General features: G+C 69.3%; 18 protein-coding genes. 13 read left to right on the forward strand and 5 right to left on the reverse strand.

All coding sequences use genetic code 11. The features are described from left to right. Positions 1 to 118: 118 nt before the first annotated feature. The 10 genes from ACFCQI_RS08035 (at position 119) to ACFCQI_RS08080 (ending at position 9,506) form a co-directional block, all read left to right on the forward strand. Entirely contained in the window at positions 119 to 805 is a 687-nt protein-coding gene (locus ACFCQI_RS08035) for a response regulator (protein WP_395120916.1), read from the forward strand. Then, positions 802 to 2,208 (forward strand): sensor histidine kinase N-terminal domain-containing protein, encoded by a 1,407-nt coding sequence (locus ACFCQI_RS08040; RefSeq protein ID WP_395120917.1) that lies wholly within the window; start codon positions 802 to 804, stop codon positions 2,206 to 2,208. The genes ACFCQI_RS08035 and ACFCQI_RS08040 overlap by 4 nt, the downstream gene beginning before the upstream one ends. Positions 2,209 to 2,327: 119 nt before the next feature. Next, entirely contained in the window at positions 2,328 to 3,785 is a 1,458-nt protein-coding gene (locus ACFCQI_RS08045; RefSeq protein WP_395120918.1) for a TolC family protein, read from the forward strand. Next, positions 3,785 to 4,915, forward strand: coding sequence for an ABC transporter permease (locus tag ACFCQI_RS08050; protein WP_395120919.1), 1,131 nt, complete (start codon positions 3,785 to 3,787; stop codon positions 4,913 to 4,915). Before ACFCQI_RS08045 ends, ACFCQI_RS08050 begins: the two co-directional genes overlap by 1 nt. Continuing rightward, complete coding sequence (locus ACFCQI_RS08055) at positions 4,912 to 5,667, forward strand: ABC transporter ATP-binding protein (protein ID WP_395120920.1); 756 nt, start codon at positions 4,912 to 4,914, stop codon at positions 5,665 to 5,667. Before ACFCQI_RS08050 ends, ACFCQI_RS08055 begins: the two co-directional genes overlap by 4 nt. Beyond that, positions 5,664 to 6,608, forward strand: coding sequence for an efflux RND transporter periplasmic adaptor subunit (locus tag ACFCQI_RS08060; RefSeq protein WP_395120921.1), 945 nt, complete (start codon positions 5,664 to 5,666; stop codon positions 6,606 to 6,608). Before ACFCQI_RS08055 ends, ACFCQI_RS08060 begins: the two co-directional genes overlap by 4 nt. 65 nt (positions 6,609 to 6,673) lie before the next feature. Beyond that, positions 6,674 to 7,498 (forward strand): alpha/beta hydrolase, encoded by an 825-nt coding sequence (locus tag ACFCQI_RS08065; RefSeq protein WP_395120922.1) that lies wholly within the window; start codon positions 6,674 to 6,676, stop codon positions 7,496 to 7,498. 2 nt (positions 7,499 to 7,500) lie between these two features. Next, entirely contained in the window at positions 7,501 to 7,878 is a 378-nt protein-coding gene (locus ACFCQI_RS08070) for an EamA family transporter (RefSeq protein WP_395120923.1), read from the forward strand. Continuing rightward, positions 7,875 to 8,270 carry a DMT family transporter gene (locus ACFCQI_RS08075; RefSeq protein WP_395120924.1) on the forward strand — a complete coding sequence of 132 codons (396 nt, stop codon included), beginning with the start codon at positions 7,875 to 7,877 and terminating at the stop codon, positions 8,268 to 8,270. The genes ACFCQI_RS08070 and ACFCQI_RS08075 overlap by 4 nt, the downstream gene beginning before the upstream one ends. An 18-nt stretch (positions 8,271 to 8,288) precedes the next feature. After that, positions 8,289 to 9,506: a DegT/DnrJ/EryC1/StrS family aminotransferase gene (locus ACFCQI_RS08080; RefSeq protein WP_395120925.1), complete on the forward strand. Its 1,218-nt coding sequence runs from the start codon at positions 8,289 to 8,291 to the stop codon at positions 9,504 to 9,506. On the opposite strand, the gene ACFCQI_RS08085 is transcribed toward ACFCQI_RS08080, so the two are convergent. After that, positions 9,498 to 12,614, reverse strand: a complete 3,117-nt coding sequence (locus ACFCQI_RS08085) for an efflux RND transporter permease subunit (RefSeq protein WP_395120926.1) — start codon at positions 12,612 to 12,614, stop codon at positions 9,498 to 9,500. The genes ACFCQI_RS08080 and ACFCQI_RS08085 overlap by 9 nt on opposite strands. A 272-nt stretch (positions 12,615 to 12,886) precedes the next feature. Between ACFCQI_RS08085 and ACFCQI_RS08090 the strand changes: the two genes are divergently transcribed. Further along, positions 12,887 to 13,792 carry a LysR substrate-binding domain-containing protein gene (locus tag ACFCQI_RS08090; RefSeq protein ID WP_395120927.1) on the forward strand — a complete coding sequence of 302 codons (906 nt, stop codon included), beginning with the start codon at positions 12,887 to 12,889 and terminating at the stop codon, positions 13,790 to 13,792. A 93-nt stretch (positions 13,793 to 13,885) separates the two neighbouring features. Here the strand turns inward: ACFCQI_RS08090 and ACFCQI_RS08095 are convergent, their stop codons facing one another. Together ACFCQI_RS08095 and ACFCQI_RS08100 are read right to left on the reverse strand one after the other, a co-directional pair. Beyond that, on the reverse strand, positions 13,886 to 14,764 hold the full coding sequence (locus tag ACFCQI_RS08095) for an arginase family protein (RefSeq protein ID WP_395120928.1): 879 nt from the start codon (positions 14,762 to 14,764) through the stop codon (positions 13,886 to 13,888). After that, a complete protein-coding gene (locus tag ACFCQI_RS08100) occupies positions 14,757 to 15,827 on the reverse strand; it encodes a GNAT family N-acetyltransferase (RefSeq protein ID WP_395120929.1) in 1,071 nt (356 codons plus the stop codon). The genes ACFCQI_RS08095 and ACFCQI_RS08100 overlap by 8 nt, the downstream gene beginning before the upstream one ends. A gap of 91 nt (positions 15,828 to 15,918) precedes the next feature. On the opposite strand from ACFCQI_RS08100, the gene ACFCQI_RS08105 reads away from it, so the two are divergent. Then, on the forward strand, positions 15,919 to 16,191 hold the full coding sequence (locus ACFCQI_RS08105; RefSeq protein ID WP_395120930.1) for a phosphopantetheine-binding protein: 273 nt from the start codon (positions 15,919 to 15,921) through the stop codon (positions 16,189 to 16,191). Beyond that, positions 16,191 to 17,423 (forward strand): beta-ketoacyl-[acyl-carrier-protein] synthase family protein, encoded by a 1,233-nt coding sequence (locus tag ACFCQI_RS08110; protein WP_395120931.1) that lies wholly within the window; start codon positions 16,191 to 16,193, stop codon positions 17,421 to 17,423. The genes ACFCQI_RS08105 and ACFCQI_RS08110 overlap by 1 nt, the downstream gene beginning before the upstream one ends. Before the next feature lie 626 nt (positions 17,424 to 18,049). Here the strand turns inward: ACFCQI_RS08110 and ACFCQI_RS08115 are convergent. Together ACFCQI_RS08115 and ACFCQI_RS08120 are read right to left on the reverse strand one after the other, a co-directional pair. After that, positions 18,050 to 18,745 carry a DUF6988 family protein gene (locus ACFCQI_RS08115; RefSeq protein WP_395120932.1) on the reverse strand — a complete coding sequence of 232 codons (696 nt, stop codon included), beginning with the start codon at positions 18,743 to 18,745 and terminating at the stop codon, positions 18,050 to 18,052. 62 nt (positions 18,746 to 18,807) lie between these two features. Then, positions 18,808 to 20,457, reverse strand: coding sequence for a YecA family protein (locus ACFCQI_RS08120; protein ID WP_395120933.1), 1,650 nt, complete (start codon positions 20,455 to 20,457; stop codon positions 18,808 to 18,810). Positions 20,458 to 20,467: the final 10 nt, after the last annotated feature.

The raw sequence follows: 20,467 nt of genomic DNA on the forward strand, positions 1-20,467 counted from the left end.
GCGCCCGCTTGAACCTCGCGCCGCCGGCGTGGTCAACGAGCCGCACGACCGGGCGAATTGCGCGTCAGAATGGCAGCCGGGCGTCGTGTTGCCGCTTTCTCCCCGTACCGGAGTCTCCATGCGCATCCTGCTGGTGGAAGACGATCCCTCCATCGCCGAGGGCATCCGCGCTTCGCTGCGCCAGGGCGGCCACGCCGTCGACCACGTGGCGGACGGCAGCCAGGCGGACGCCGCGCTGCGCGATCACGGCTACGACCTGCTGGTGCTGGACCTGGGCCTGCCGGGGCTGGATGGCAGCGAGGTGCTGCAGCGCCTGCGCCGCCGCGGCAAGGGCCTGCCGGTGCTGGTGGTGACCGCGCGCGACGGCCTGGCCGAACGCATCCGCGTGCTCGACCTCGGCGCCGACGACTACCTGGTCAAGCCGTTCGCGCTGAGCGAGTTCGAGGCGCGCGTGCGCGCCTTGCTGCGCCGGGCCAGCAGCCAGGGCAAGCCGGAACTGCAACTGGGCCGGTTGCGGCTGGACCTGCCCGGCCACCGCGCCTGGGTAGATCGCCGGCCGCTGGAGCTGACCGCGCGCGAGTTCGGCCTGCTCGAAGCGCTGGCGCTGCGCGCCGATCGCGTCACCAGTCGCGCGCAACTGATCGAGGCGCTGTGCGACTGGGACCAGGAACTGACCGACAACGGGCTGGACATCGCCATCCATCGCCTGCGCCGCAAGCTGGACGGCAGCGGCACCGGCGTGCGCACCATCCGCGGCCTGGGCTATCTGCTGGAGGAGCTGGCCGACGCCGGCGGCGCCGCATGAAACGCCCCGCGCCCGCGCGCCCCAGCCTGCGTCGGCGACTGCTGGTGTTCCTGCTGATCCCGATGGCGACGCTGCTGCTGCTTGATGCGCTGCTGAGCTACGGCGTGGCGCTGGGCTACGCCAACCGGGTGCACGACCGCGACCTCGCCGACGATGCGCGCACCCTCGCCAAGCTGCTGCAAAGCAACCCGCTGGGCGGCCGGCTGTCGCGGCAGGCGCGCTTCCTGCTCGAATACGATCCGGACGGGCGCAGCTACTTCAGCGTGCGCAGTTCCAGCCAGGGCCTGCTCGCCGGCGACGACCGGCTGGCCGCGCCACCGACGCCGGCCGCCGAAGGCGTGCCCGCGCTGTACGACACCCGCCTGGACGGCCACGCGCTGCGTGCGGCCACCGTGCGCGAAGACATGCCGGGCGATGCCGCCGGCCAGCTCACCGTGACCGTGGCCGAGACGCTGCACGATCGTCGCGAACAGGCCCGCGAGATCCTGTTGCTGGCGGTGGTGATGCAGACCCTGCTGATCGCCTGCGTGCTGTCGCTGGTCTGGTTCGGCGTGCGTCGCGGCCTGCGCGTGCTCGATCCGCTGACCGCGCGGCTGGCCGCCCGTTCCAGCGAGCTCACCCCGATCGACGGCCCGGACGTGCCGCAGGAGATCCAGCCGCTCACGCGCACCATCGACGCGCTGTTCGGCCGCCTGCGCGACATGCTGGCGCTGCACGACCGCTTCATCGCCGATGCCGCGCACCAGCTGCGCACGCCGCTGGCCGGCCTGAGCCTGCACGCCGACCGCGCGCTGGCCGATCCCAGCCCGGCGAACCAGGCCGACGCGCTCGCCCACATCCAGCGGTTGACCCGGCGCGCCGCGCGCACCGCCTCGCAACTGCTGGCGCTGACCCGCGCGCAGGCGGCGCCGCCGGAGGGTGGCGAGCAGCGCCTGATCGACCTGGCCCGGCGGGTGCCCGAGATGGTCGCCCAGCGCGTGCACGAGGCGATCCGCGCGGGCATCGACCTCGGCTACGAGGGCGGCACGGCGCCGTTGTGGGTGCTCGGCGAACCCGCCGGCGTGCAGGATCTGCTCGACAACCTGATCGACAACGCGGTGCATTACGCCGGCCGCGGCAGCGAAATCACCGTGCGACTGCGCGCGCGCGACGATGGCGGCGCCAGCCTGCTGGTCGAGGACAACGGTCCGGGCGTGCCGCCGGACCTGCTGCCGCGGCTGAGCGAGCGCTTCTTTCGCGTCGGCGCCAGCGCCGAGCCCGGCAGCGGGCTGGGCCTGGCCATCGTGCAGCACATCGCCGGCCGCCATGGTGCCGAGCTGCTCTTCCGCAACATCGAGCCGCACGGCCTGCAGGTGGCCGTGCACTTTCCGCCGCCGCCCGCCGCGGTGGGCGCGCCGCCATGAACACCGCCGTGGCCGGCGCCGCGGGCGATAAGGCCGGCGAAAGATTCGCACACCACAATGGGGCTCCGACTTCTGCCCCGGCGCCCGCGCACGTCCTGCGCGGCCCGCCGCCATGGAACATGCCCGCCGAGTTCGCCCGCCTGAACCCCGCTGCATCCGGCCCGTGCAGGCGCCTCCGCCCACTGCTGTGCGCGCTGCTGCTGTGCGCATTGGCCGGCTGCGCCGAACCGCTGCCGAAGCTGGCACCGCCGCAGTCCGCCCAGTGGCGGCATGCGACCGCCTCGGCGCCGGCGGCGGCGACCGACCCCGCGCTCTGGTGGCATGCGTTCCACGATCCGGCGCTCGATGCGCTGGTCGAGCGCGCGCTGGCCGACAACCTCGACGTGGCGCAGGCGGTCGAGCGCCTGCGCGCGGTGCGCATCCTGCGCCGGCACGCCACCGATCGCTACCGGCCCGGCCTTTCCGCACGCACCGGCGACGCGGTCGACCCGGACGCCAGCGCCTCGTTCTTCGTCGCCGGCTTCGATGCCAGCTGGGAACTGGGCCTGTTCGGCCGCGCCGAGGGCAGCCGCCGCGTGGCGCAGGGCGAGCTGGACGCCGGTGTCGCCGACCTGCGCGCGGCGCGGGTCAGCCTGGTCGCCGAGGTGGTGCGCGAATGGATCGGCCTGCGCACCGCGCAACGACAGGAGCAAGGGCTGCAGCAGGTGGCCGCCGAGCGCGCGCGCGCCTGGCAGTTGCTGCAGGCACGCCAGCGCCTGCAACTGGCCGCGCCCGCCGCGGTGGATCAGGCCGCGGCCGCCAGCGCGCAGGCCGAGGCCGCGCTGGCGGCGCCGCGGCAGGCGATCGACGCCAGCGCCCAGCGGCTGGCCGTGCTGCTCGGTCGCGAGCAACCCGATCCGGCCTGGCTGCAGCCTGCACCGCCACCCGAGCTGGGTGCGTGGCGGCTCGGCACCACCCCGGCCGACCTGCTGCGCACGCGCCCGGAAATCGCCCGCGCCGAGGCCGACGTGCTGCGCGCCGCCGGCGAACTGGCGCTGGCCCACGCCGACATGTTCCCCAGCATCGGCATCGGCGGCTCGCTGGTGTGGGCCACCGACATCAACAACAACCACCGCTTCTCCACCACTCCCAACGCGATCGCCTCGCTCGGCCCGATCATCAGCATCCCGCTGTTCGACTGGGGCATGCGGGTGGCGGCGCACCACGCCAGCGCGCACCAGCTCAAGGCCAGCGTGCTGGCCTATCGGCAGGCGGTGCTGCAGGGCGTGGCCGAGGTGGAGACGGCGCTCGGCAGCCTGCACCAGGAGAGCGAGCGCGAGCGCCACGACCAGGCCGCGTGGCAGGCGTTGCAACACGCCGACCAGGTGCTGCGCCAGCGCGTCGCGCTGCGGCTGGACAGCCCGCTGCAGCAGATCGACGGCCGCATCGCCGCGACCCAGGCGGCGCTGGAACTGGACGACGCGCGCGCCGCCCGCGCTCTGGCCTACGTGGCCTTGTTCAAGGCGCTCGGCGGCGCGCCGCCTCCGGCGGCAACGACGGCGCCGACCGCCGCGGCCACTGCCACGGCACCGCGCTGATGGTCGCCCTCGCGCGCAAGACGCTGGTCTACGAATGGCGCCGGTTCCTGCCGGCGATGCTGGCGGTCGGCTTCGCCGGCCTGCTGCAACTGCTGCAGATCGCGCTGGTGCTGGGTATCTTCGGCAGCACCAGTGTGTACGTCACCGGTTCGGCGGCCGAGGTCTGGGTGGGTTATCCCGGCACGCAGAGCGTCGGGCTCGGCCGCGCGATCGACGCGGACGTGGCCTCGCACCTGCAGATGGACCCGCAGGTGCAGCGGGTCGAGCCGTACCTGTGGGTCGATGGCGACTGGCGTGGGCCGCGCGAGACCGGCGGCGTCTCGGTGTTCGTCTCCGGCATCGACCCGGCGGCCGACGGCCTGATGTTCGCGAAGGTGCTGCCGCCCGCGTTGCGCGCACGGCTGGCCGAACCCGATGCCATCGTCATCGACCGCTCCGCGCTGGACCAGCTCGGCGTGGACGTCGGCCAGAGCGCCACCATCAACGGTCATCGCGTGCGCGTGGTGGGCATCGGCAGCGGGCTGCGCGCGCTGGGCGGGGTCAACGTGCTGTGTTCGCTGGAAACCGCGCGCGAGCTCGACAACGATCCCACCGACACCGGCCCGACCTACCTGGTGGCGAAGCTGCGCGATCCGGCGCAGGCCGAGGCGGTGGCCGCGCGCCTGCGCGGCGCCACCGCGTTCGGCCCGTACACCGCCTGGAGCGCGCGCGATTTCGCCAAGCGCTCGGTGCGCTACTGGCTGTTCGACACCGGCGCCGGCGCCGGCGTGCTGTTCCTGGCCGGCATCGTGTTCCTGGTCGGCACCGTGATCACCAGCCAGACCCTGATCGCCGCGGTCAACGGCTCGGTGCGCGAGTACGCCACGCTCAACGCGCTCGGCGTGGGCGTCGGCGCGCTGCGCAAGGTGGTGCTGGAGCAGGCGTTCTGGGTCGGCGCGCTGGGCCTGCTCGGCGCCAGCGTGCTGGGCATCGTGCTGATGCTGCTGGCGCGCAGCCAGGACGTGCCGGTGGTGCTCAACGTGGCGGCGGCGCTCGGCTGCATCGCGCTGGTGATGGGGCTGGCCGCGGTCTCCGGGCTGGCCGCGATGCGCAGCCTGCGCCGCGCCGATCCGGCCAACCTGCTGCGATGAACGCGACGTCCGCCAGCACCGGAACCGCGCACGCGCCGTCGCTGCAGGCCGAGAACGTCAGCAAGGCGTTCGTCTCCGGCAACCAGCGCACGCAGGTGCTGGACGGGCTCAGCCTCGACATCGAGGCGGGCGAGCTGACCCTGATCTCCGGTCCGTCCGGCTGCGGCAAGAGCACCTTGCTGGCCGTGCTCAGCGGCTTGCAGAAAGTGGACGGCGGCCGCGTGCGCGCGCTCGGCAGCGAGCTGGGCCAGCTCGACCTGCGTGCGCTGGAGCGCTTCCGCCTGCAGCACACCGGTTTCGTGTTCCAGGGTTTCAATCTGTTCCCCGCGCTGAACGCGTTCGAGCAGGTCGAGCTGCCGCTCGAGCACATGGGCCTGTCGCGCGACGAGGCGCGCCGGCGCGCGCGGCAATCGCTGGAGGAGGTCGGCCTGGCGCACCGCATGCGGCTGCGTCCGTCCGAGCTGTCCGGCGGCGAGAAGCAGCGCGTGGCGATCGCCCGCGCGCTGGCCAAGCAGCCCGAGCTGCTGTTCGCCGACGAGCCGACCAGCGCGCTGGATGCCGCCAACGGCCAGGTCATCATCGACATCCTGCATCGCATCGCGCACACCCACGGCACCACCGTGCTGTGCGTCAGCCACGACCCGCGCCTGGTCGTCCATGCCGATCGCGTGCTGGCGATGGAGGACGGCCGCATCCTCAGCGACCGGCGCCCCGCGGCGCCGGCCATCGATCCCCAGGAACCCGCCCCATGACCTCGCTCGCACTGCATTCCCCGCACCGCCGTGCGTTCCGGCTCGGCATCCTTGCGCTGGGCGTCGCCGGGCTGCTCGGCGGCTGCTCGTCGTCGACCGACGCCCCGGCCGGCGCCGCCGCGCCGGTCGCCCGCTATGCCGCGGTGGCACGCGGCCGGATCGACATCGAGGGCGGTCTGCTCGAACTCTCGATGCCGCGCGACGGCGTGCTCGCCACGGTGGCGGTGCACGAGGGCGACAGCGTCAGGCAGGGCCAGCTGCTGGCCGCGCTGGATACGCAGCCGGCGCAACTGGCGGTGGACGCCGCGCAGGCGCAGCTGGAGCAGGCGCAGGCGCAGCTCAAGCTGCTCGGCGTCAAGCAGCAGGCGGCGCGGCAGCGCGCGCAGCGCCTGGCCGCCGCCGCGGCCGTCGGTGCCGGCGACGGCCAGAGCGCCGACGACGCGCGCGAGGCCGCCGCCCAGCTCGACGCCGAGCAACTGGCCGCGCACGCCGCGCAGGACATGGCCGAGCAGAAGCTGCGCGAAGCCCGCTACGAACTGCAGCAGCGCAGCCTGCGCGCGCCGTTCGACGCCCAGGTGGTGCACGTGGCGGCGCAGCCCGGGGCGAGCGTGTCGCCGGGCTCCGGCGCGCTGTTCACCCTGCTGCCGGACAAGCCGCGCATCGTGCGCGCCGAGCTCAACGACAGCTTCGTCGGCGCGGTCCACCCCGGCATGCCGGCCGAGGTCAGCGCCGACAGCGATCGCGACGGCCAGCACTGGGCCGCGCACGTGCTGCGCATCGGCAAGGTGTACGGCCCGGCCACGCTGGAGAACGACCCGCAGGTGCGCGCCAACGCACGCACGGTGGAGTGCGTGCTGACTTTCGACCAGCCGTCGTCGCTGCGCATCGGCCAGCGCGTGGTGGTGCGCTTCGGCACGCCCGCCGGCGCGGCGAAAGACTGAGGAAACCGCACCCGGCGATCATGCCGGCGACAAACCGCCACGATTCCGTTCCGCCAGGCCTGCGCGTGATCCAGCAAACCGACTTCTTCCTCGAGGGTGGCCGCCGCGGCGTGCTGCTGATCCACGGCCTCACCGGCACGCCGATGGAAATGAAGCTGCTCGGCAAGGGCCTGAACCGCGCCGGCTTCACCGTGCACGGCATGCAGCTGGCCGGGCACTGCGGCAGCGCCGACGACCTGCTCGCCACCGGCTGGCACGACTGGTACGCCAGCGTGCAGCAAGCCGCCGACGACCTGCGCGACAAGGTCGACCAGCTGTTCGTCGGCGGGCTGTCGATGGGCGCGCTGCTGGCCTTGAAGCTGGCCGCCGACCGGCCGGGCCAGGTCGCCGGCGTGGGCGTGTACGGCGCCACCTTCCGCTACGACGGCTGGAGCATTCCGCCGCTGGCCCGGCTGTCGTTCATGCTGCCGCTGCTGAAGAAACTGGGCATCGGCCGCGGCCGCAGCTTCATGGAGCAGCCGCCCTACGGCATCCGCGACGAGCGCCTGCGCGCCCAGGTCAGCGCGGCGATGCTCGGCGGCGACAGCGCCGCCGCCGGGCTGCCCGGCAACCCGTGGTACTCGCTGGCGGAGATGTACGGCCTGGCCGCCAGCGTGCGCCGCCAGCTGCCGCAGGTGACCGCGCCGTGCCTGGTCGCCCACGCCAGCGACGACGACGTCGCCAGCCCGAAGAACGCCGAGCTGGTGGTGCGTGCGGTCAGCGCGCCGACCGAGCTGCTGCTGCTCGACGACAGCTACCACATGATCACCATCGACAAGCAGCGACGCACCCTGATCGAGCGTTCGGCGGCGTTCTTCGACGGCATCCCCGCATCGCGCGCGGCGGCCTGACGATGCCGGCGGCGGGTGCCATCTCCCCCCTTGTCGCCAGCCTGTGGCTGCTCAACATCGTGCTCGACACCGGCGGCCAGCTGGCGTTCAAGGCGGCGGCGGGCGACCCGGCGGCCGGCGACGGCCTGGCGCGCTGGAAGTACATGGCGTCGCGGCCATGGCTGTGGCTCGGCATCGGCAGCTACGTGGCCGAGTTCCTGGTGTGGATCGCCTTCCTCTCGCTGATCCCGCTGTCCGAGGGCGTGCTGCTCGGCTCGATCAACATCGTGGCGATCATGCTGGCCGGGCGCTTCCTGTTCGGCGAGAGACTCACCCGGCTGCGCGTCGTCGGCATCGCGCTGGTGACGCTCGGCGTGGCGATCGTGGGGCTGGGCGCATGAAGCGTTTCTACCTGCTCGGCTTCCTGCTGCTGATGGGCTTCGACACGCTGGCGCAGATCAGCTTCAAGGTCGCCGGCACCCGCGCGCTGCCGGTGGAGGCGAGCCTGGCGTGGCTGCTGCGCGTGTTCGGCCAGCCGTGGGTGTATGGCGCGGTGATCGGCTACGTCGGCGCGTTCTTCACCTGGATGGCGCTGCTGAAACACGCGCCGATCGGCCCCGCCTTCGCCGCCTCGCACCTGGAGGTGGTGTCGGTGATGCTGCTGTCGGTGTGGCTGTTCGATGAACACCTCACCGCCGCCCGCGTGCTGGGCGCGATCGCGATCATCGCCGGCATCGTCTGCCTCGGGCTGGCCGAGAGCCGCGAGCACGCGCCGGAAGCGGCCGTCGTCTGAGCGCAGGCCACGCTGCACATGCTGCCCCGCCGCCGCCACGAACTGCCGCCCACCGCCGGCCTGCCGCTGCACCTGGCCGACCTGCGCCCCGGCGCGCCGACGCTGGCCGCCGACGTCGCCACGCTGCTGGGCCTGCCGCCGCTGTCACTGACCTGCTCCGGCACCGCCGCACTTCTGCTCGCGCTGACCACGCTGCGTGAACTGCAGCCGCGCCGCCGTCGCGTGGTGGTACCCGCGTTCACCTGCCCGCTGGTGGCGATCGCCGTGCGCCGGGCCGGGCTGGAGTTGCAGTTGTGCGATCTCGTGCCTGGCCACTACGACCTGGACCCGGTCGCGCTGCGCGCCGCCTGCGACGAACGCACGCTGGCGATCGTGCCGACCCACCTGGCCGGCCGCGTCGCCGACGTCGAGGACGCGCTCGCCGTCGCGCGCCGGGTTGGCGCGTACGTGATCGAGGACGCCGCGCAGGCACTGGGTGCGCGCCGGGCGGACGGCGCCAGCGTGGGCCTGGCCGGCGACGTCGGCTTCTTCAGCCTGGCCGCCGGCAAGGGCTTGTCGATCTACGAAGGCGGCCTGCTCGCCGCGCGCGATCCCGCGCTGCGCGAGCGGCTGGCCGACGCGGCGGCGCGCGTGCCGCGGCAGTCCGGCTGGGAATGGCGCCGGTGTTTCGAACTGCTCGGCTACGCCGTGCTGTACCGGCCGTGGGGGTTGCGGCTGGCCTATGGCAATCCCTTGCGCCGCGCGCTGCGCCGCGGCGACGAGATCGCCGCGGTAGGCGACGATTTCCCGTCGACGATCCCGCTGCATCGCGTCGGCCGCTGGCGGCAGGCGGTGGGTGCGCACGCGGCATCGCGCCTGGCGGCGTTTCTCGCGCACGCCGCCATGCAGGCGCAACGCCGCCTGTCGCGGCTGCGCGATATCCCCGGCGTGCAGGTGCTGGGCGATCCACCGCGCGCACGGGGCACCTGGCCGTTCTTCCTGCTGCTGCTGCCCGACCGGCAACGCCGCGACGCCGCGCTGGAATCGCTGTGGCAAAGCGGCTACGGCGTCAGTCGCCTGTTCATCCACGCCCTGCCCGACTACCCCTACCTCGCCGGCACCGTGCCCGCGCAGGACGTGCCGCACGCCCGCGACTTCGCCGCGCGCAGCCTCAGCATCGGCAACAGCCCGTGGCTGACCGAGGCGGACGTCGAGGTGATCTGCGGCGTGCTGGAGACCGTGTTGCGATCAGCCTGATCCGACCACCACGCCGTGCCCCTGACTCCCGCGCGCTAACCCGCTTCGCAGGCGCTCCATGTAGATGAAGATGACCGGCGTGGTGTACAGCGTCAGCAACTGGCTCAGCACCAGTCCACCCAGCATCGCGTAACCGAGTGGCTGGCGCAGTTCGGAGCCGACGCCATGCCCGAACGCCAGCGGCAGCGCGACCAGCATGGCCGCCGCGGTCGTCATCAGGATCGGCCTGAAGCGGAGCAGGCACGCCTCCCGCGCGGCCTCCACCGCCGAAAGACCGCGCTCGCGCATGGCTGCCACGGCAAAGTCGACCAGCATGATGCCGTTCTTCTTGACGATGCCGATCAACAGGATGATGCCGACGATGCCGATGACGGTCAGGCCCATGTGCATGATCCAGAGTATCGCCAGCGCGCCGACACCGGCCGAGGGCAAGGTCGACAGAATCGTCAGCGGATGAATGAAGCTTTCGTACAGGATTCCCAGCACGATGTAGACCAGCACCAACGCACCCAGCACCAGCCACGGCATGTTCGACAAGGAGGACTGGAACGCCTTGGCGTTGCCTTCGAAGGCCCCGCGCACCCCATCGGGCATGCCGATCGCTGCCGCGGCCTGCTGGATCGCGGTGACCGCTTCGCCGAGCGCCACGCCAGGCGGCAGGTTGAACGACAGCGTGACGGCGGGGAACGATCCCTGATGGATCACCGAGAGCGGACCCACCTTCGTGGAATCCACTCGCGTCATCACCGACAGCGGCACCACGCTACCCGTGAGGGGCGATTGGACGTACAGCCGATCGAGCGACGCAAGCTTGCCCTGCAAGTCGGGCGTGACCTCGAGGATCAGGGGATAGGTGCCGACCTGGGTGGAGTATTGAGTGATCTGGCGTTGGCCGTAGGCGTCATTCAGCGTGTCGTCGATCGTCTGCGGTGAAATGCCGAAATGTGCGGCCACCGTGCGGTCGATATGGATCGAGAGCTGCGGCGCGCTGGATTGCAGGTCGCTCGCGACATCGGTCAACTGCGGCAGCGTGCGCATCTTCGCCAGCATTTGCCGTGACCATCCATCGAGCTCATCGACGTCCGCGCCGCGCAGCGTGTACTGGAAGCTGCCGCGTGCATTGCGGCCGCCCGTGGTGATGTCCTGGGTCGGCTTCAACCTCAGATCGACACCGGCGACGGCGCCGACGTGCGGCTTCAGCCGGCGAATGATTTCCGTGGCGGACAGCTCGCGCTGTTCGAGCGGCTTGAGCACGATCAGGTAGCGCGCCGTGTTGGCGGTCTGCGCATAGCCGCTGCCGCCCGTCGTGCCGGTCCAGGAGGCGACGCCGGCCACGCCGGGGTCGCGCAACAGCACCGCGTCGAGCTGGCGCTCCAGACGCCGCATCTCCTCCGGTGAGGTGCCCTGTGCCGCCTCGGCCAAACCCTGGATCAACCCGGTGTCCTGAATCGGAAAGAAGCCCTTGGGAATCCAGATGGCCAGGGCCAGTGCCGATGCCACCGTGGCAAGAAACACCCCCATCGTGGTGGCCGGATGACGCAGCACGCCGTCCAGCGTGCGCCGATAACCCTCCAGGAGCGCGCCGAACGCGGCTTCGATCCTGTCATGCCAACGGCCGTGCAGGCCGTCCCCGCGGCGCATGAAGCGTGAGCACAGCATCGGCGCCAGGGTCAACGACACCAGCATCGACACCATGATCGACGCCATCATGGTCAACGAGAATTCCTGGAACAGGCGGCCGACGATGCCGCCCATCAACAGCAGCGGAACGAACACCGCGAGCATCGACAGGCTGATCGAGAACACGGTGAAGGCGATCTCGCGCGAGCCTTCGAGCGCCGCCTGCATCGGCGGCAAGCCGTTCTCGACGTGACGCTGGATGTTCTCGACCACCACGATTGCGTCGTCGATCACGAAGCCGATGCCCAGAGTCAAGGCCATCAGGGACAGGTTGTCGAGGCTGAATCCGAACAGCCACATCGCCGCGAACGCGCCGAGCAGCGAGAGCACGATGGTGATGCCCGGCACCAGGGTCGCCCACAGGTTGCGCAGGAACAGCCCCACCACCAGCACCGCCAGGATGACCCCCAGCACCAGGGTGAACTCGACGTCGCGTACCGCGGCGCGGATGGTGACGGTACGGTCGAGCACCGTATCGATGGTGATGGCGCGGGGGATGTCGGAGACAAGCCGGGGAAGTTCCGACTGGATGCGCTCGACCGTGGCGATGACGTTGGCGTCCGGTTGCTTGTATACCGTGAGCAGGATGGCCGGTCGATGGTTGTGGTACGCCGCCGCGTTGCGATCGGCGGCCGCGGCGACGGCCCGCCCGATATCGCGCACGCGGATGGGCGCGCCACGCTTGTAGGCAAGCACGACATCCTCGAACGGTTGCGGATGGATGATCTGATCGTTCGCGGTGATCGCGAAGCTCGTCGTGGGGGTATCGATCGCGCCTTTGGCGGCGTCGGTGGTGGCCGCGACCAGCGCCGTGCGCACTTGTTCGAGCGTCAACCCGACCGCCGCGAGCCGGCCGGGGTCGGCCTGCACCCGGATCGCAGGCTGTTGCGCGCCACCCAGCGAAACCTGGGCCACGCCCGGTATCTGCGAGATCTTGCGCGCCAGGAAGTTGTCGACAGCGTCGGAGACGGCAGTCAGCGGCAGCGCGTCGGAACTTGCCGCCAGCACCAGGATCGGTGCATCCGTCGGGTTCAACTTCTTGTAGGTTGGCGGCGTGGTCATCGCCCGCGGCAAGTTGTTGCCCGCTGCCGTGATCGCTGCCTGCACGTCCTGCGCGGCCGCGTCGATGTTGCGATCCAGGTCGAACTGGACGGTGACCGAGGTCGCCCCCATCGCGCTGAACGAGGTCATGTCGCTGACCCCGGCGATCTGGCCCAGCTGACGCTCCAGCGGCGTGGCCACCGACGATGCCATGGTTTGCGCGCTGGCCCCTGCCAGCGTTGCCGTGACCTGGATGGTCGGCGCGTCGATCTGCGGCAGCGGGGCGACGGGCAGCAAGGGAAACGCGACCATGCCGGCCAAGGCCACTGTCGCCATCAGCAGTACCGTCGCGACCGGCCGCGCGATGAACGGCGCGGACAAGTTCACGGAGTCGATCCATGCCGTGGAGCCGCCGCCGAGGGGCGATCGAGGCGCAAGGCACCCCTGCCCCCGCAGCCGCTCCCGGTTTCGGCAATCCGGACGGGGTCGCGATAAACCTGGGAAAAGCCAACCTTGGGGTGCGTCATTCGACGATCCATGCGGAGAAGGGTAGTGTTGCGCCGTGAAGCGTTGTCAGCGGCTATCTTCAGGCGTAGGCATCGCTCATTGCCAACGACTATTTCTTGCCGCTACCACAAGTTTTCCTTGGGCTACTCGCCATGACAGGATCCCTTCCCCTGCTGAATGGGCTGCGTGCTTTCGAGACGGCGGCCCGCTGCGGCAGCTTCACGTCGGCTGCCAGCGAGTTGCACGTCACGCAGGCGGCGGTGAGCCAGAGCGTGCGCCTGCTGGAGCGCCGCCTCGGCTTCGCGCTGTTTCATCGCCACGCCAACGGGCTCGAACTCACGCTGCAAGGACGCGCGCTGCAGCCCGGGTTGACCGACGCTTTCGAGGCGATCACGCGCCTGGTCGCGCAGGTGTCGGCGATGCGCGCCGGCCCGGTGCTCACGGTCGGCGTTGCTCCCGCCCTGGCGTTGCATTGGTTGATTCCCCGGCTGGCCGGCTTCAATCACGATCATCCGCAGATCGAGGTTCGCGTGGCCACCGGCGGCCTCATGAATCCCTTGCGCGACGACTGGACCTGCACGGTGCGCCGTGGCTCCGGCGATTGGCCCGGTTACCTGGCCGAGGAGTTGTTTCCTTCGACCCTGGTGCCGGTCTGCACCCCCGCCTTGGCGAAGGGCTTGCGCCAGCCTCGCGACCTGCGCCAGGCCACCCTGATCGTGGTCGCGCATCTGCGTGAACAGTGGGCATGGTGGTTCAAGGCGGCAGGCTTGCGCGCACCGCTCAAACCGAAAGCGGAAGTGATCTTCGAGAGTTCGGCCATGGCCATGCAGGCGGTGCTGGACGGCGTGGGTGTCGCCGTGGCCCAGCTTCCCTACGTCAGCGATGCACTCAAGTCGGGCCGGCTGGTTGCCCCGTTCCATGCCACCGGAAAGAAATACGAGAGCTGGTACCTGGCCTACCGCCCGGCACGTGCGCACGACCCGGCACTGGCGGAGTTTCGTGCCTGGCTGCTCACGGAGGCCAACGCGCAACGCCGCGCGTATCACGGTTGGTGCTGACTGCCACCGGTTTCCACCCCGGATGCGCGACCGGGTGTCGCGTCGGTGACCCGTGCGGGTTCAGGCGCAGACCGCGCCCGCTCGACGACGCCGTCACGACCGCGCGGCGATTGCCGCCAGCAGCTGCAGGTTCAGTGCGTGCTGCTGAGCCTGCCACTCGGCCAACTGCGCAGGATCGATCACGGGCTGCGCATCCAGCGCCGACAGCCGGCGTTTCCACCAGCTCTTGTAGCGGTAGTGCGAGACCTCGCCGTTGATGTCGCTGCCGACCAGGCCGCGGCGCAGGCTGCCGATCAGCGCCAGCGCATGGCCGAGCCGCAGGCGGCCCTGGTCCCAGTTGGTGCGGGCCACCTCGGGCGCGAACACGTCCTTGTCGATGGTGAGGTAGCTGGGCGCGGGCTGCGTGCGCTGCCGTTCCACGAACGCATCGACCAGCGCCGCGGCCGTGTCGAAGCCGTGGAACGCGTGCGCCAGGCCGAGCCGGCGCGACCAGCCGGTATCCACGCCGATGCTCCAGTAGCTCAGCTTGCCGCGCCGCAATGGCGTCAGGTAGTTCTCCCACGCATGCGCGGCGCCGATATCGGCGGAGGTGATGCCGAGCACGTGCACGTGGATCACCTGCGGCAGCAGCGCCACCTTGCGCACCCACGAGCCGCAGTGGACGCCGAACGGGAAACGCATGTTGTCCGGGTGGTTGTCCAGCACCACCACCTGGAACGGCATCTCGCGGCGCACCTGCGCGATCAGCGGCCAGCTGAGGTGATGGAAGTCGCCGCTGCCGGTGAACACGGTGCCGTGGTGCTCCGGCAGCAGCTCGTCCAGCATGGTGCGGAAGCGCCGCATCGTGGCCAGCGAACAGCCGAAGCGGATCGACTCCTGCCAGTGCTCCAGCGCCAGCACCAGGCGATCCGGCAGCGGGCCGGTCGAATGGTCGATGTCGAGCACCACCGGGCGGTTGGCCAGCTTATCCATCGACGCTTTCCGTGGCCGCCCGCCAGCGGCGATCGCTCTCGAAATGGCCGCCCAGCCGGCGCAGCAGCGCGCGCAGCAGCGGGTTGCGCGCATACACCGCGTGGCGGGTGAGGCTGAAGCGGGCGCCGAGGAAGGCCTTCACCTCCGGGTCGGTCCAGCCGGCCACGTAGTGCGTCAGGCCGCGCTCGCGCGCGTAGTCGAGGTTGTGCATCCAGCTGACGAAATACAGGTTGTGCTCGCGCGCTTCGGGGTAGGCGAAGCCGATGTACTTGTCGACCAGCTTGCCGGCGTATGCGTAGCAGAGGTTCCAGCCGATCATCCGGCCCCGGTGGCGGTAGACGAATACCACGCCGCCGCCGGTCGCGTCCTGCAGCAGCCGGCGGAAGAAGGCCGCGCCGGGGCGGTCGAAATGGATCGTGCTTTGCGCGTACACGTTGTCGAACAGCGCATGGAACGCGGCCAGCGTGGCCGCGTCGCGGAAGCGCGCGTCGCCGGTGGGCACCGCCTCGATGTCGAGTTCGGCGCGCGAACGCAGCTTGCGCCGGATGTTCTTCCGCCGGCCGGGCGAGAGCCGCGCCAGGTAGGCGTCGATCGAGTCGAAGTCGATCGGTACGAAGGCCAGCGCCTGGCCTTCCAGCAGCACGAAGCCGGCCGCTACGCAGGCCGCGGCGACGGCGCATGCGTGGGCGTTCGCCGCCGCGTCCAGCAGCGGCGAATCCTGCGCGATGTCCTTCACCACCAGCAGCTGGCAGTCGCGCCCGAAGGCGTCCTTCAACCCCTGCGCCAGCTGCGCGGGCGGCACGCCAGCGGGCAACGGCGCGTACTCGGTCACGGTGCTGCCGGCGAAGCGCGTGCGCCAGCGCAGCAGCGCACTCCAGTGGCGGTACAGCGGCAGCGCGGCCACGCGGCGGCGCAACGCGTCGTCGGCGCTGGTCAGCAGGTCGAACGGCGCCACGAAGGCCGGCATGCCCTGCGGCGAGCGGTCCACCTCAAAACCGGCCGGCGGTTCGGCCGTGAACGCCGCCAGCAGCGCGTCCGGCTCCAGTTGCGCAATGAAAGGCATGAGTAAGCGAGCGTGCCTAGACTGAGGCCGTCAGCTTGCGTCAGCCACCTTGCGCCAGCCTTCCATTGCCGCCTGCCACCCGGGACATGCCATGAACGCCACCACCCAGCAGCAAGTGTTCGAGATCATCGCCAAACAGGCCAAGACCGACGTCGCCAACGTGAAACCCGGCTCCACCCTGAAGGATCTGGGCGTCGCCTCGCTGGAGGCGATCGAGCTGATCTTCGACATCGAGGAACACTTCAACATCAACTTCCCCGACCAGCAGGGCGCCAACTTCGACAGCGACACCGCGCAGAGCCTGGTCGACGCGGTGGACAAGGCGCTGGCCGACAAGGCCGCCGCCGGCGAAGGAGCCGCCTGATGCAGGGCCTGCCGCTGCGCCGCGTGGCGATCACCGGCATGGGCGCGATCAGCCCGCTCGGCGTCGGCGCCGCGGCACTGTGGCAAGGCCTGCGCGAGGGGCGCAGCGCGATCGGCCCGCTGCGCCACCCCGACGCCGAACGACTGCGCGTGAAGATCGCCGCCCAGGTGCCGGCCAGCTTCGACCCGGCGGCCAACCTCGACGAGCGCATCCTGCCCACGCTCGACCGCACCTCGGAATTCGCGCTGCACGCGGCGCGCGAGGCGGTGGCGCAATCCGGGCTGGAGTTCGCCCGCCACGGGCTCGGCCTGCGCACCGCGGTGGTCGTCGGCACCGGCGTCGGCGGCGAGACCACCCAGGACGAACAGAGCCGGCGCCTGTACGCGGAGAACGCCCCGCGCGCGCACCCGCTGACCATCGTGCGGCTGATGACCAACGCCTCGGCCAGCCAGATCAGCATCGCCTGGGGCCTGCGCGGCCCCACCTTCGCCGTGGCCAGTGCCTGCGCCTCGGCCAACCACGCCATCATCCAGGCCGCGCAGATGATCCGTTTCGGCATGGCCGACGCCGCCGTCACCGGCGGCACCGAGGCCTGCCTCACCTACGGCGCGCTGCGCGCATGGGAAGCGATGCGCGTGGTGGCCGACGACACCTGCCGTCCGTTCAGCGCGAACCGGCGCGGCCTGGTGCTGGGCGAGGGCGCCGCCATCTTCGTGCTGGAATCGCTGGAGCATGCGCGCTCGCGCGGCGCCACCATCCTCGCGGAACTGGCCGGCAGCGGCATGACCGCCGACGCCAGCGACATCGTGATGCCCAGCGCCGAAGGCGCCGCGAACGCGATGCGCCAGGCGCTGGACGATGCCGGCCTCGCGCCGCAGGACGTCGACTACATCAACGCCCACGGCACCGGCACCCAGGCCAACGACGTCACCGAGACCCGCGCCATCCGCCTCGCCTTCGGCGAACACGCCGATCGCCTCGCGGTGTCCTCCACCAAGTCCATGCACGGCCACGCCCTCGGCGCCTCCGGCGCACTGGAACTGGTCGCCGCCATCGGCGCGCTGCGCGACAGCGTGGTGCCGCCCACCGCGAACCTGGACCAGGGCGATCCGGCTTGCGACCTCGACTATGTGCCGAACGTGGCGCGCGAGATGCCGGTGCGGGCGGTGCTCAGCAATTCGTTTGCGTTCGGGGGGTTGAACGCGGTGTTGGCGTTGAAGCGGGCGCCCTGAGCGGGGCGCCTCAAACAAGCTTGCCTCTCGCTCGTCATTCCTGCGAGACGCTTTTCAACAGCCGAAGGCTGGTCAGGCAGGAGTCGCACTTCAGCCCTCGCGCAAGACGACGCGTGCCCTTGTAGGAGCGCGCTTGCGCGCGATGCTCTTGTTCGGTGCACCGGTACTTCAGAGCAAGAGCTTTCGTCTGCCTTCGGCAGCCGAGTTACTTTCTCTTTGCGTGGCCACGCATGCGCAGGAGCGCATGCGAACGGCGAAGCCGGCCCGAAGGGCGGAGGGCAGGATGCCCGGAGTAAAGAGAAAGTAACCAAAGAGAAAGGCCACCCCGCTTGGCGCTTGCCGGACTCCTGCCCGGCAAGTCCGTGAGCCGGGGCCGGGCTTTTCGAGCGGGCATCCTGCCCGCGCGAAAAGGCGAGTCCATCCCTGGCCTCGCCCGCTGCGCGGCCTGTCGTCCCCGACTCACCGCCGCACAGGGGCCCCGGGTAGAGCAGCGGGCCATCCTGGCCCGCACTGTTGGAGAAAGCCGGAGCAAAGCCACAGCACTGTGCGCGGCCTGTCATGCTCCTCCACGAGGCAAGAGTTGCAGAGCCAATTGCTGAGCGACCGCTTGCGACTGTGACCGGACGTCAGCTCACGAACGGCTCAAGTGGCGGCAGGATGTCTTGAAATTCCCAATGCAGGGCATGAAGAACTTCGACGATAGCCGGGTCATCTGTTAACTCCGCCAACACCAGCAAAGTCAGAACCGACAACGCGTTGGCATTCTTGAGCAGATCGGTCAGCAGCGATAGCGGATAGCCTTCTTGCCCGCGCCGGAACGGGTGAATGCCGCCGTGGATGAAGGAGTTCAAACCATCCCAGAGGCGTTCTCTCGCTCTAGCTAGGAGCGCCCCGGCACCCCTCGGACCAGTCTTGTCGATCGCTGCCAACATGTCAGGTACGCCAGGCAGCCTCTTCGCTGCCTGTTGGCTTTCAAGCGTAAGCGGCGCCAGAAGTCGGTCGAGGTCTCCTGGGCGTGCGGCATGTCGAGCCCAGACTGCTCGCACGAAGCTTTCGTACTGAGGGCGCAGAAGCGCTATCGCAGATGGAGGCGACACCGAAAGCAGAAGCCGAATCGCTCGACCATGATCCAGAGATATGCCGCATAGGCCAGCGGGAACCCTAAGCCTCGGCTCGTCGCTATCCTTCAAGCAGCGCCATGTCTCTTCGATCACCGCGCCCAACGAACGCGAGCGCTCGAGGGCGGCACCGAACTGATCGGATTGCTGGGCGGCGGATGTCATAACCCCATCATAAGTCCGCTTCCGACCCGAAGCGGACATTCGGCGTGGCTACCTAAATTTCGAAGTTGGTCCGGTTGGCAGACAGCCAAGCCGCCCTGATCTCATCTGGTGGGAGGCTTACGCATTCTCTGCATATTGGCAGGAACCGGCTGCGGCCCGGCTTGGTGCAACATTGAATTGGTGATGCTCTCGGCATAAAGCCTTGCGAGCGCCGGCTGCTCCAAGAGAGCCAAGGCGTCGCGGTTGGGCCCAGGGTCGGGAGCCAAAAACGCCAAAAGTCGTTCTTTTGGTGTTTGCGAATAGACATCAAGTAACCGGTCAAAAATCTCCATCGGGTCATCAATATTGCCTTGCGGGTGGCGAACATCGCCAAAGAACGTCTCTGGATAGCGTTTCCAGGCGGCGAACTCTCGCTCGGTCAACTGGTTCTGGTAAATAACTCGCCGTTCGTCTTCCAAGTGCATGACCAGCCAGACCCTTCCGCTCTGCTCATCCACGCAGGCGTCTTCCAACCTGCCGATCATCCCATCATCCATTTCATAACGCTGCCCTATCAGGAGCCGCTGCTCCTCATTCAGACCGGGAATATCGCCGTCGAAGGTGGATGGCACCTCGTTGTGTTCCATCATCGATGCAAAGAACGCCTCGATCTCCGGGTGTCGCTCTCTTTGCTCGATCTTTTGGCGGACCGTAGTGGTCTGCCCTGTTCGATATTCGTCGATCTTGAACCCTTCAAGGATCGCCCCGGCGTCGGCGACAACCTCATCCAGATGGTGGTGATCTGGGAAGTTCGTAATGAATACGAGAGCGTTGGGTAGACCGCTTGCGTCCTTGCTTCCTTCAAAGAGCCGGAGCGCGTGAACTGCGGCCGTTCGCCAGTCGTAGTGGCTTCCTGCGACGCGAGGTTTGGCTGGCGTATTAATGTCCACGAAGACCAATCGCTCGATCGACGTAATTTTCTGTAGCGCATCGCTAACCAAGCCAACGAACTTGCCAAATCCCTTTTGAGACTTGGCCGTGGGGCATTGATTTCGCATCTTGCACTCGACCCAGAAGCTCTTCCCGGTCTTCGGGTAAGTTGCCGTGAATTCGCCGTGGGTCGTGGAGCGATCCGTCTCGTCTTCCCAAGACAGATCGAAGCCAGCCCGGAGGAACATGGCTGCGACACGGATTTCGTACCGGGCACCCACGAACTGGTCTAGATGCTTTAACCGATGGAGCAGCCGATCTTGGATCCCAGACGTCTTGGCTTGGTCGGCGTTGTGTTCCAAGGTGTAAAGGTCATAGGCCAAGGTCAGATAAGCGTTGACAGCGCCGGTTATCTGGATTTGTTTTACCTGGCCGGGTTCTGCGGGTCGGATTTTGGATAGGGCTATCAGTCGCTCGCGCCATCGTAAGACCGGATGGCGAAAATCAGAGGCCTTAGCCGCCTCGACCTGAAACCACTCTCGCCCTAGAACGTCGATGATGTAGGCGTAGAGGAAATCGTGGAATGTCATCCACTTTCCCCAGCATATGCGTTTGCCGACGACGACGATGCGAGTATCGTCGGCATAAGCAGAAAGGATGCCGCGTCCTAGCCCCTGTTGCCGCTCACTTTGAACACGATGAATGGCTGTCTGGCGCTGAGCCTCGGCGGCACCGCGAGAAATCATTTCCTCATAGTCGGCATTTGGTCCGCCATGGCAACGTTTGAACTTCTTTCCGCTGCCGCATGGGCAAGGCTGGTTTCGGTCCGGGGTTCGGCTCATGGATAGATCA

It is taken from the genome of Rhodanobacter sp. FW102-FHT14D06 (genome assembly GCF_043950705.1).
Lineage (GTDB): Bacteria > Pseudomonadota > Gammaproteobacteria > Xanthomonadales > Rhodanobacteraceae > Rhodanobacter.

Excerpts from the sequence above, each read along its gene's own strand:
- ACFCQI_RS08035 (WP_395120916.1), top strand. The coding sequence starts at position 119 with ATGCGCATCCTGCTGGTGGAAGACGATCCCTCCATCGCCGAGGGCATC.
- ACFCQI_RS08040 (WP_395120917.1), top strand. The coding sequence starts at position 802 with ATGAAACGCCCCGCGCCCGCGCGCCCCAGCCTGCGTCGGCGACTGCTG.
- ACFCQI_RS08045 (WP_395120918.1), top strand. The coding sequence starts at position 2,328 with ATGCCCGCCGAGTTCGCCCGCCTGAACCCCGCTGCATCCGGCCCGTGC.
- ACFCQI_RS08050 (WP_395120919.1), top strand. The coding sequence starts at position 3,785 with ATGGTCGCCCTCGCGCGCAAGACGCTGGTCTACGAATGGCGCCGGTTC.
- ACFCQI_RS08055 (WP_395120920.1), top strand. The coding sequence starts at position 4,912 with ATGAACGCGACGTCCGCCAGCACCGGAACCGCGCACGCGCCGTCGCTG.
- ACFCQI_RS08060 (WP_395120921.1), top strand. The coding sequence starts at position 5,664 with ATGACCTCGCTCGCACTGCATTCCCCGCACCGCCGTGCGTTCCGGCTC.
- ACFCQI_RS08070 (WP_395120923.1), top strand. The coding sequence starts at position 7,501 with ATGCCGGCGGCGGGTGCCATCTCCCCCCTTGTCGCCAGCCTGTGGCTG.
- ACFCQI_RS08075 (WP_395120924.1), top strand. The coding sequence starts at position 7,875 with ATGAAGCGTTTCTACCTGCTCGGCTTCCTGCTGCTGATGGGCTTCGAC.
- ACFCQI_RS08080 (WP_395120925.1), top strand. The coding sequence starts at position 8,289 with ATGCTGCCCCGCCGCCGCCACGAACTGCCGCCCACCGCCGGCCTGCCG.
- ACFCQI_RS08090 (WP_395120927.1), top strand. The coding sequence starts at position 12,887 with ATGACAGGATCCCTTCCCCTGCTGAATGGGCTGCGTGCTTTCGAGACG.
- ACFCQI_RS08095 (WP_395120928.1), bottom strand. The coding sequence starts at position 14,764 with ATGGATAAGCTGGCCAACCGCCCGGTGGTGCTCGACATCGACCATTCG.
- ACFCQI_RS08100 (WP_395120929.1), bottom strand. The coding sequence starts at position 15,827 with ATGCCTTTCATTGCGCAACTGGAGCCGGACGCGCTGCTGGCGGCGTTC.
- ACFCQI_RS08105 (WP_395120930.1), top strand. The coding sequence starts at position 15,919 with ATGAACGCCACCACCCAGCAGCAAGTGTTCGAGATCATCGCCAAACAG.
- ACFCQI_RS08110 (WP_395120931.1), top strand. The coding sequence starts at position 16,191 with ATGCAGGGCCTGCCGCTGCGCCGCGTGGCGATCACCGGCATGGGCGCG.
- ACFCQI_RS08115 (WP_395120932.1), bottom strand. The coding sequence starts at position 18,745 with ATGTCCGCTTCGGGTCGGAAGCGGACTTATGATGGGGTTATGACATCC.
- ACFCQI_RS08120 (WP_395120933.1), bottom strand. The coding sequence starts at position 20,457 with ATGAGCCGAACCCCGGACCGAAACCAGCCTTGCCCATGCGGCAGCGGA.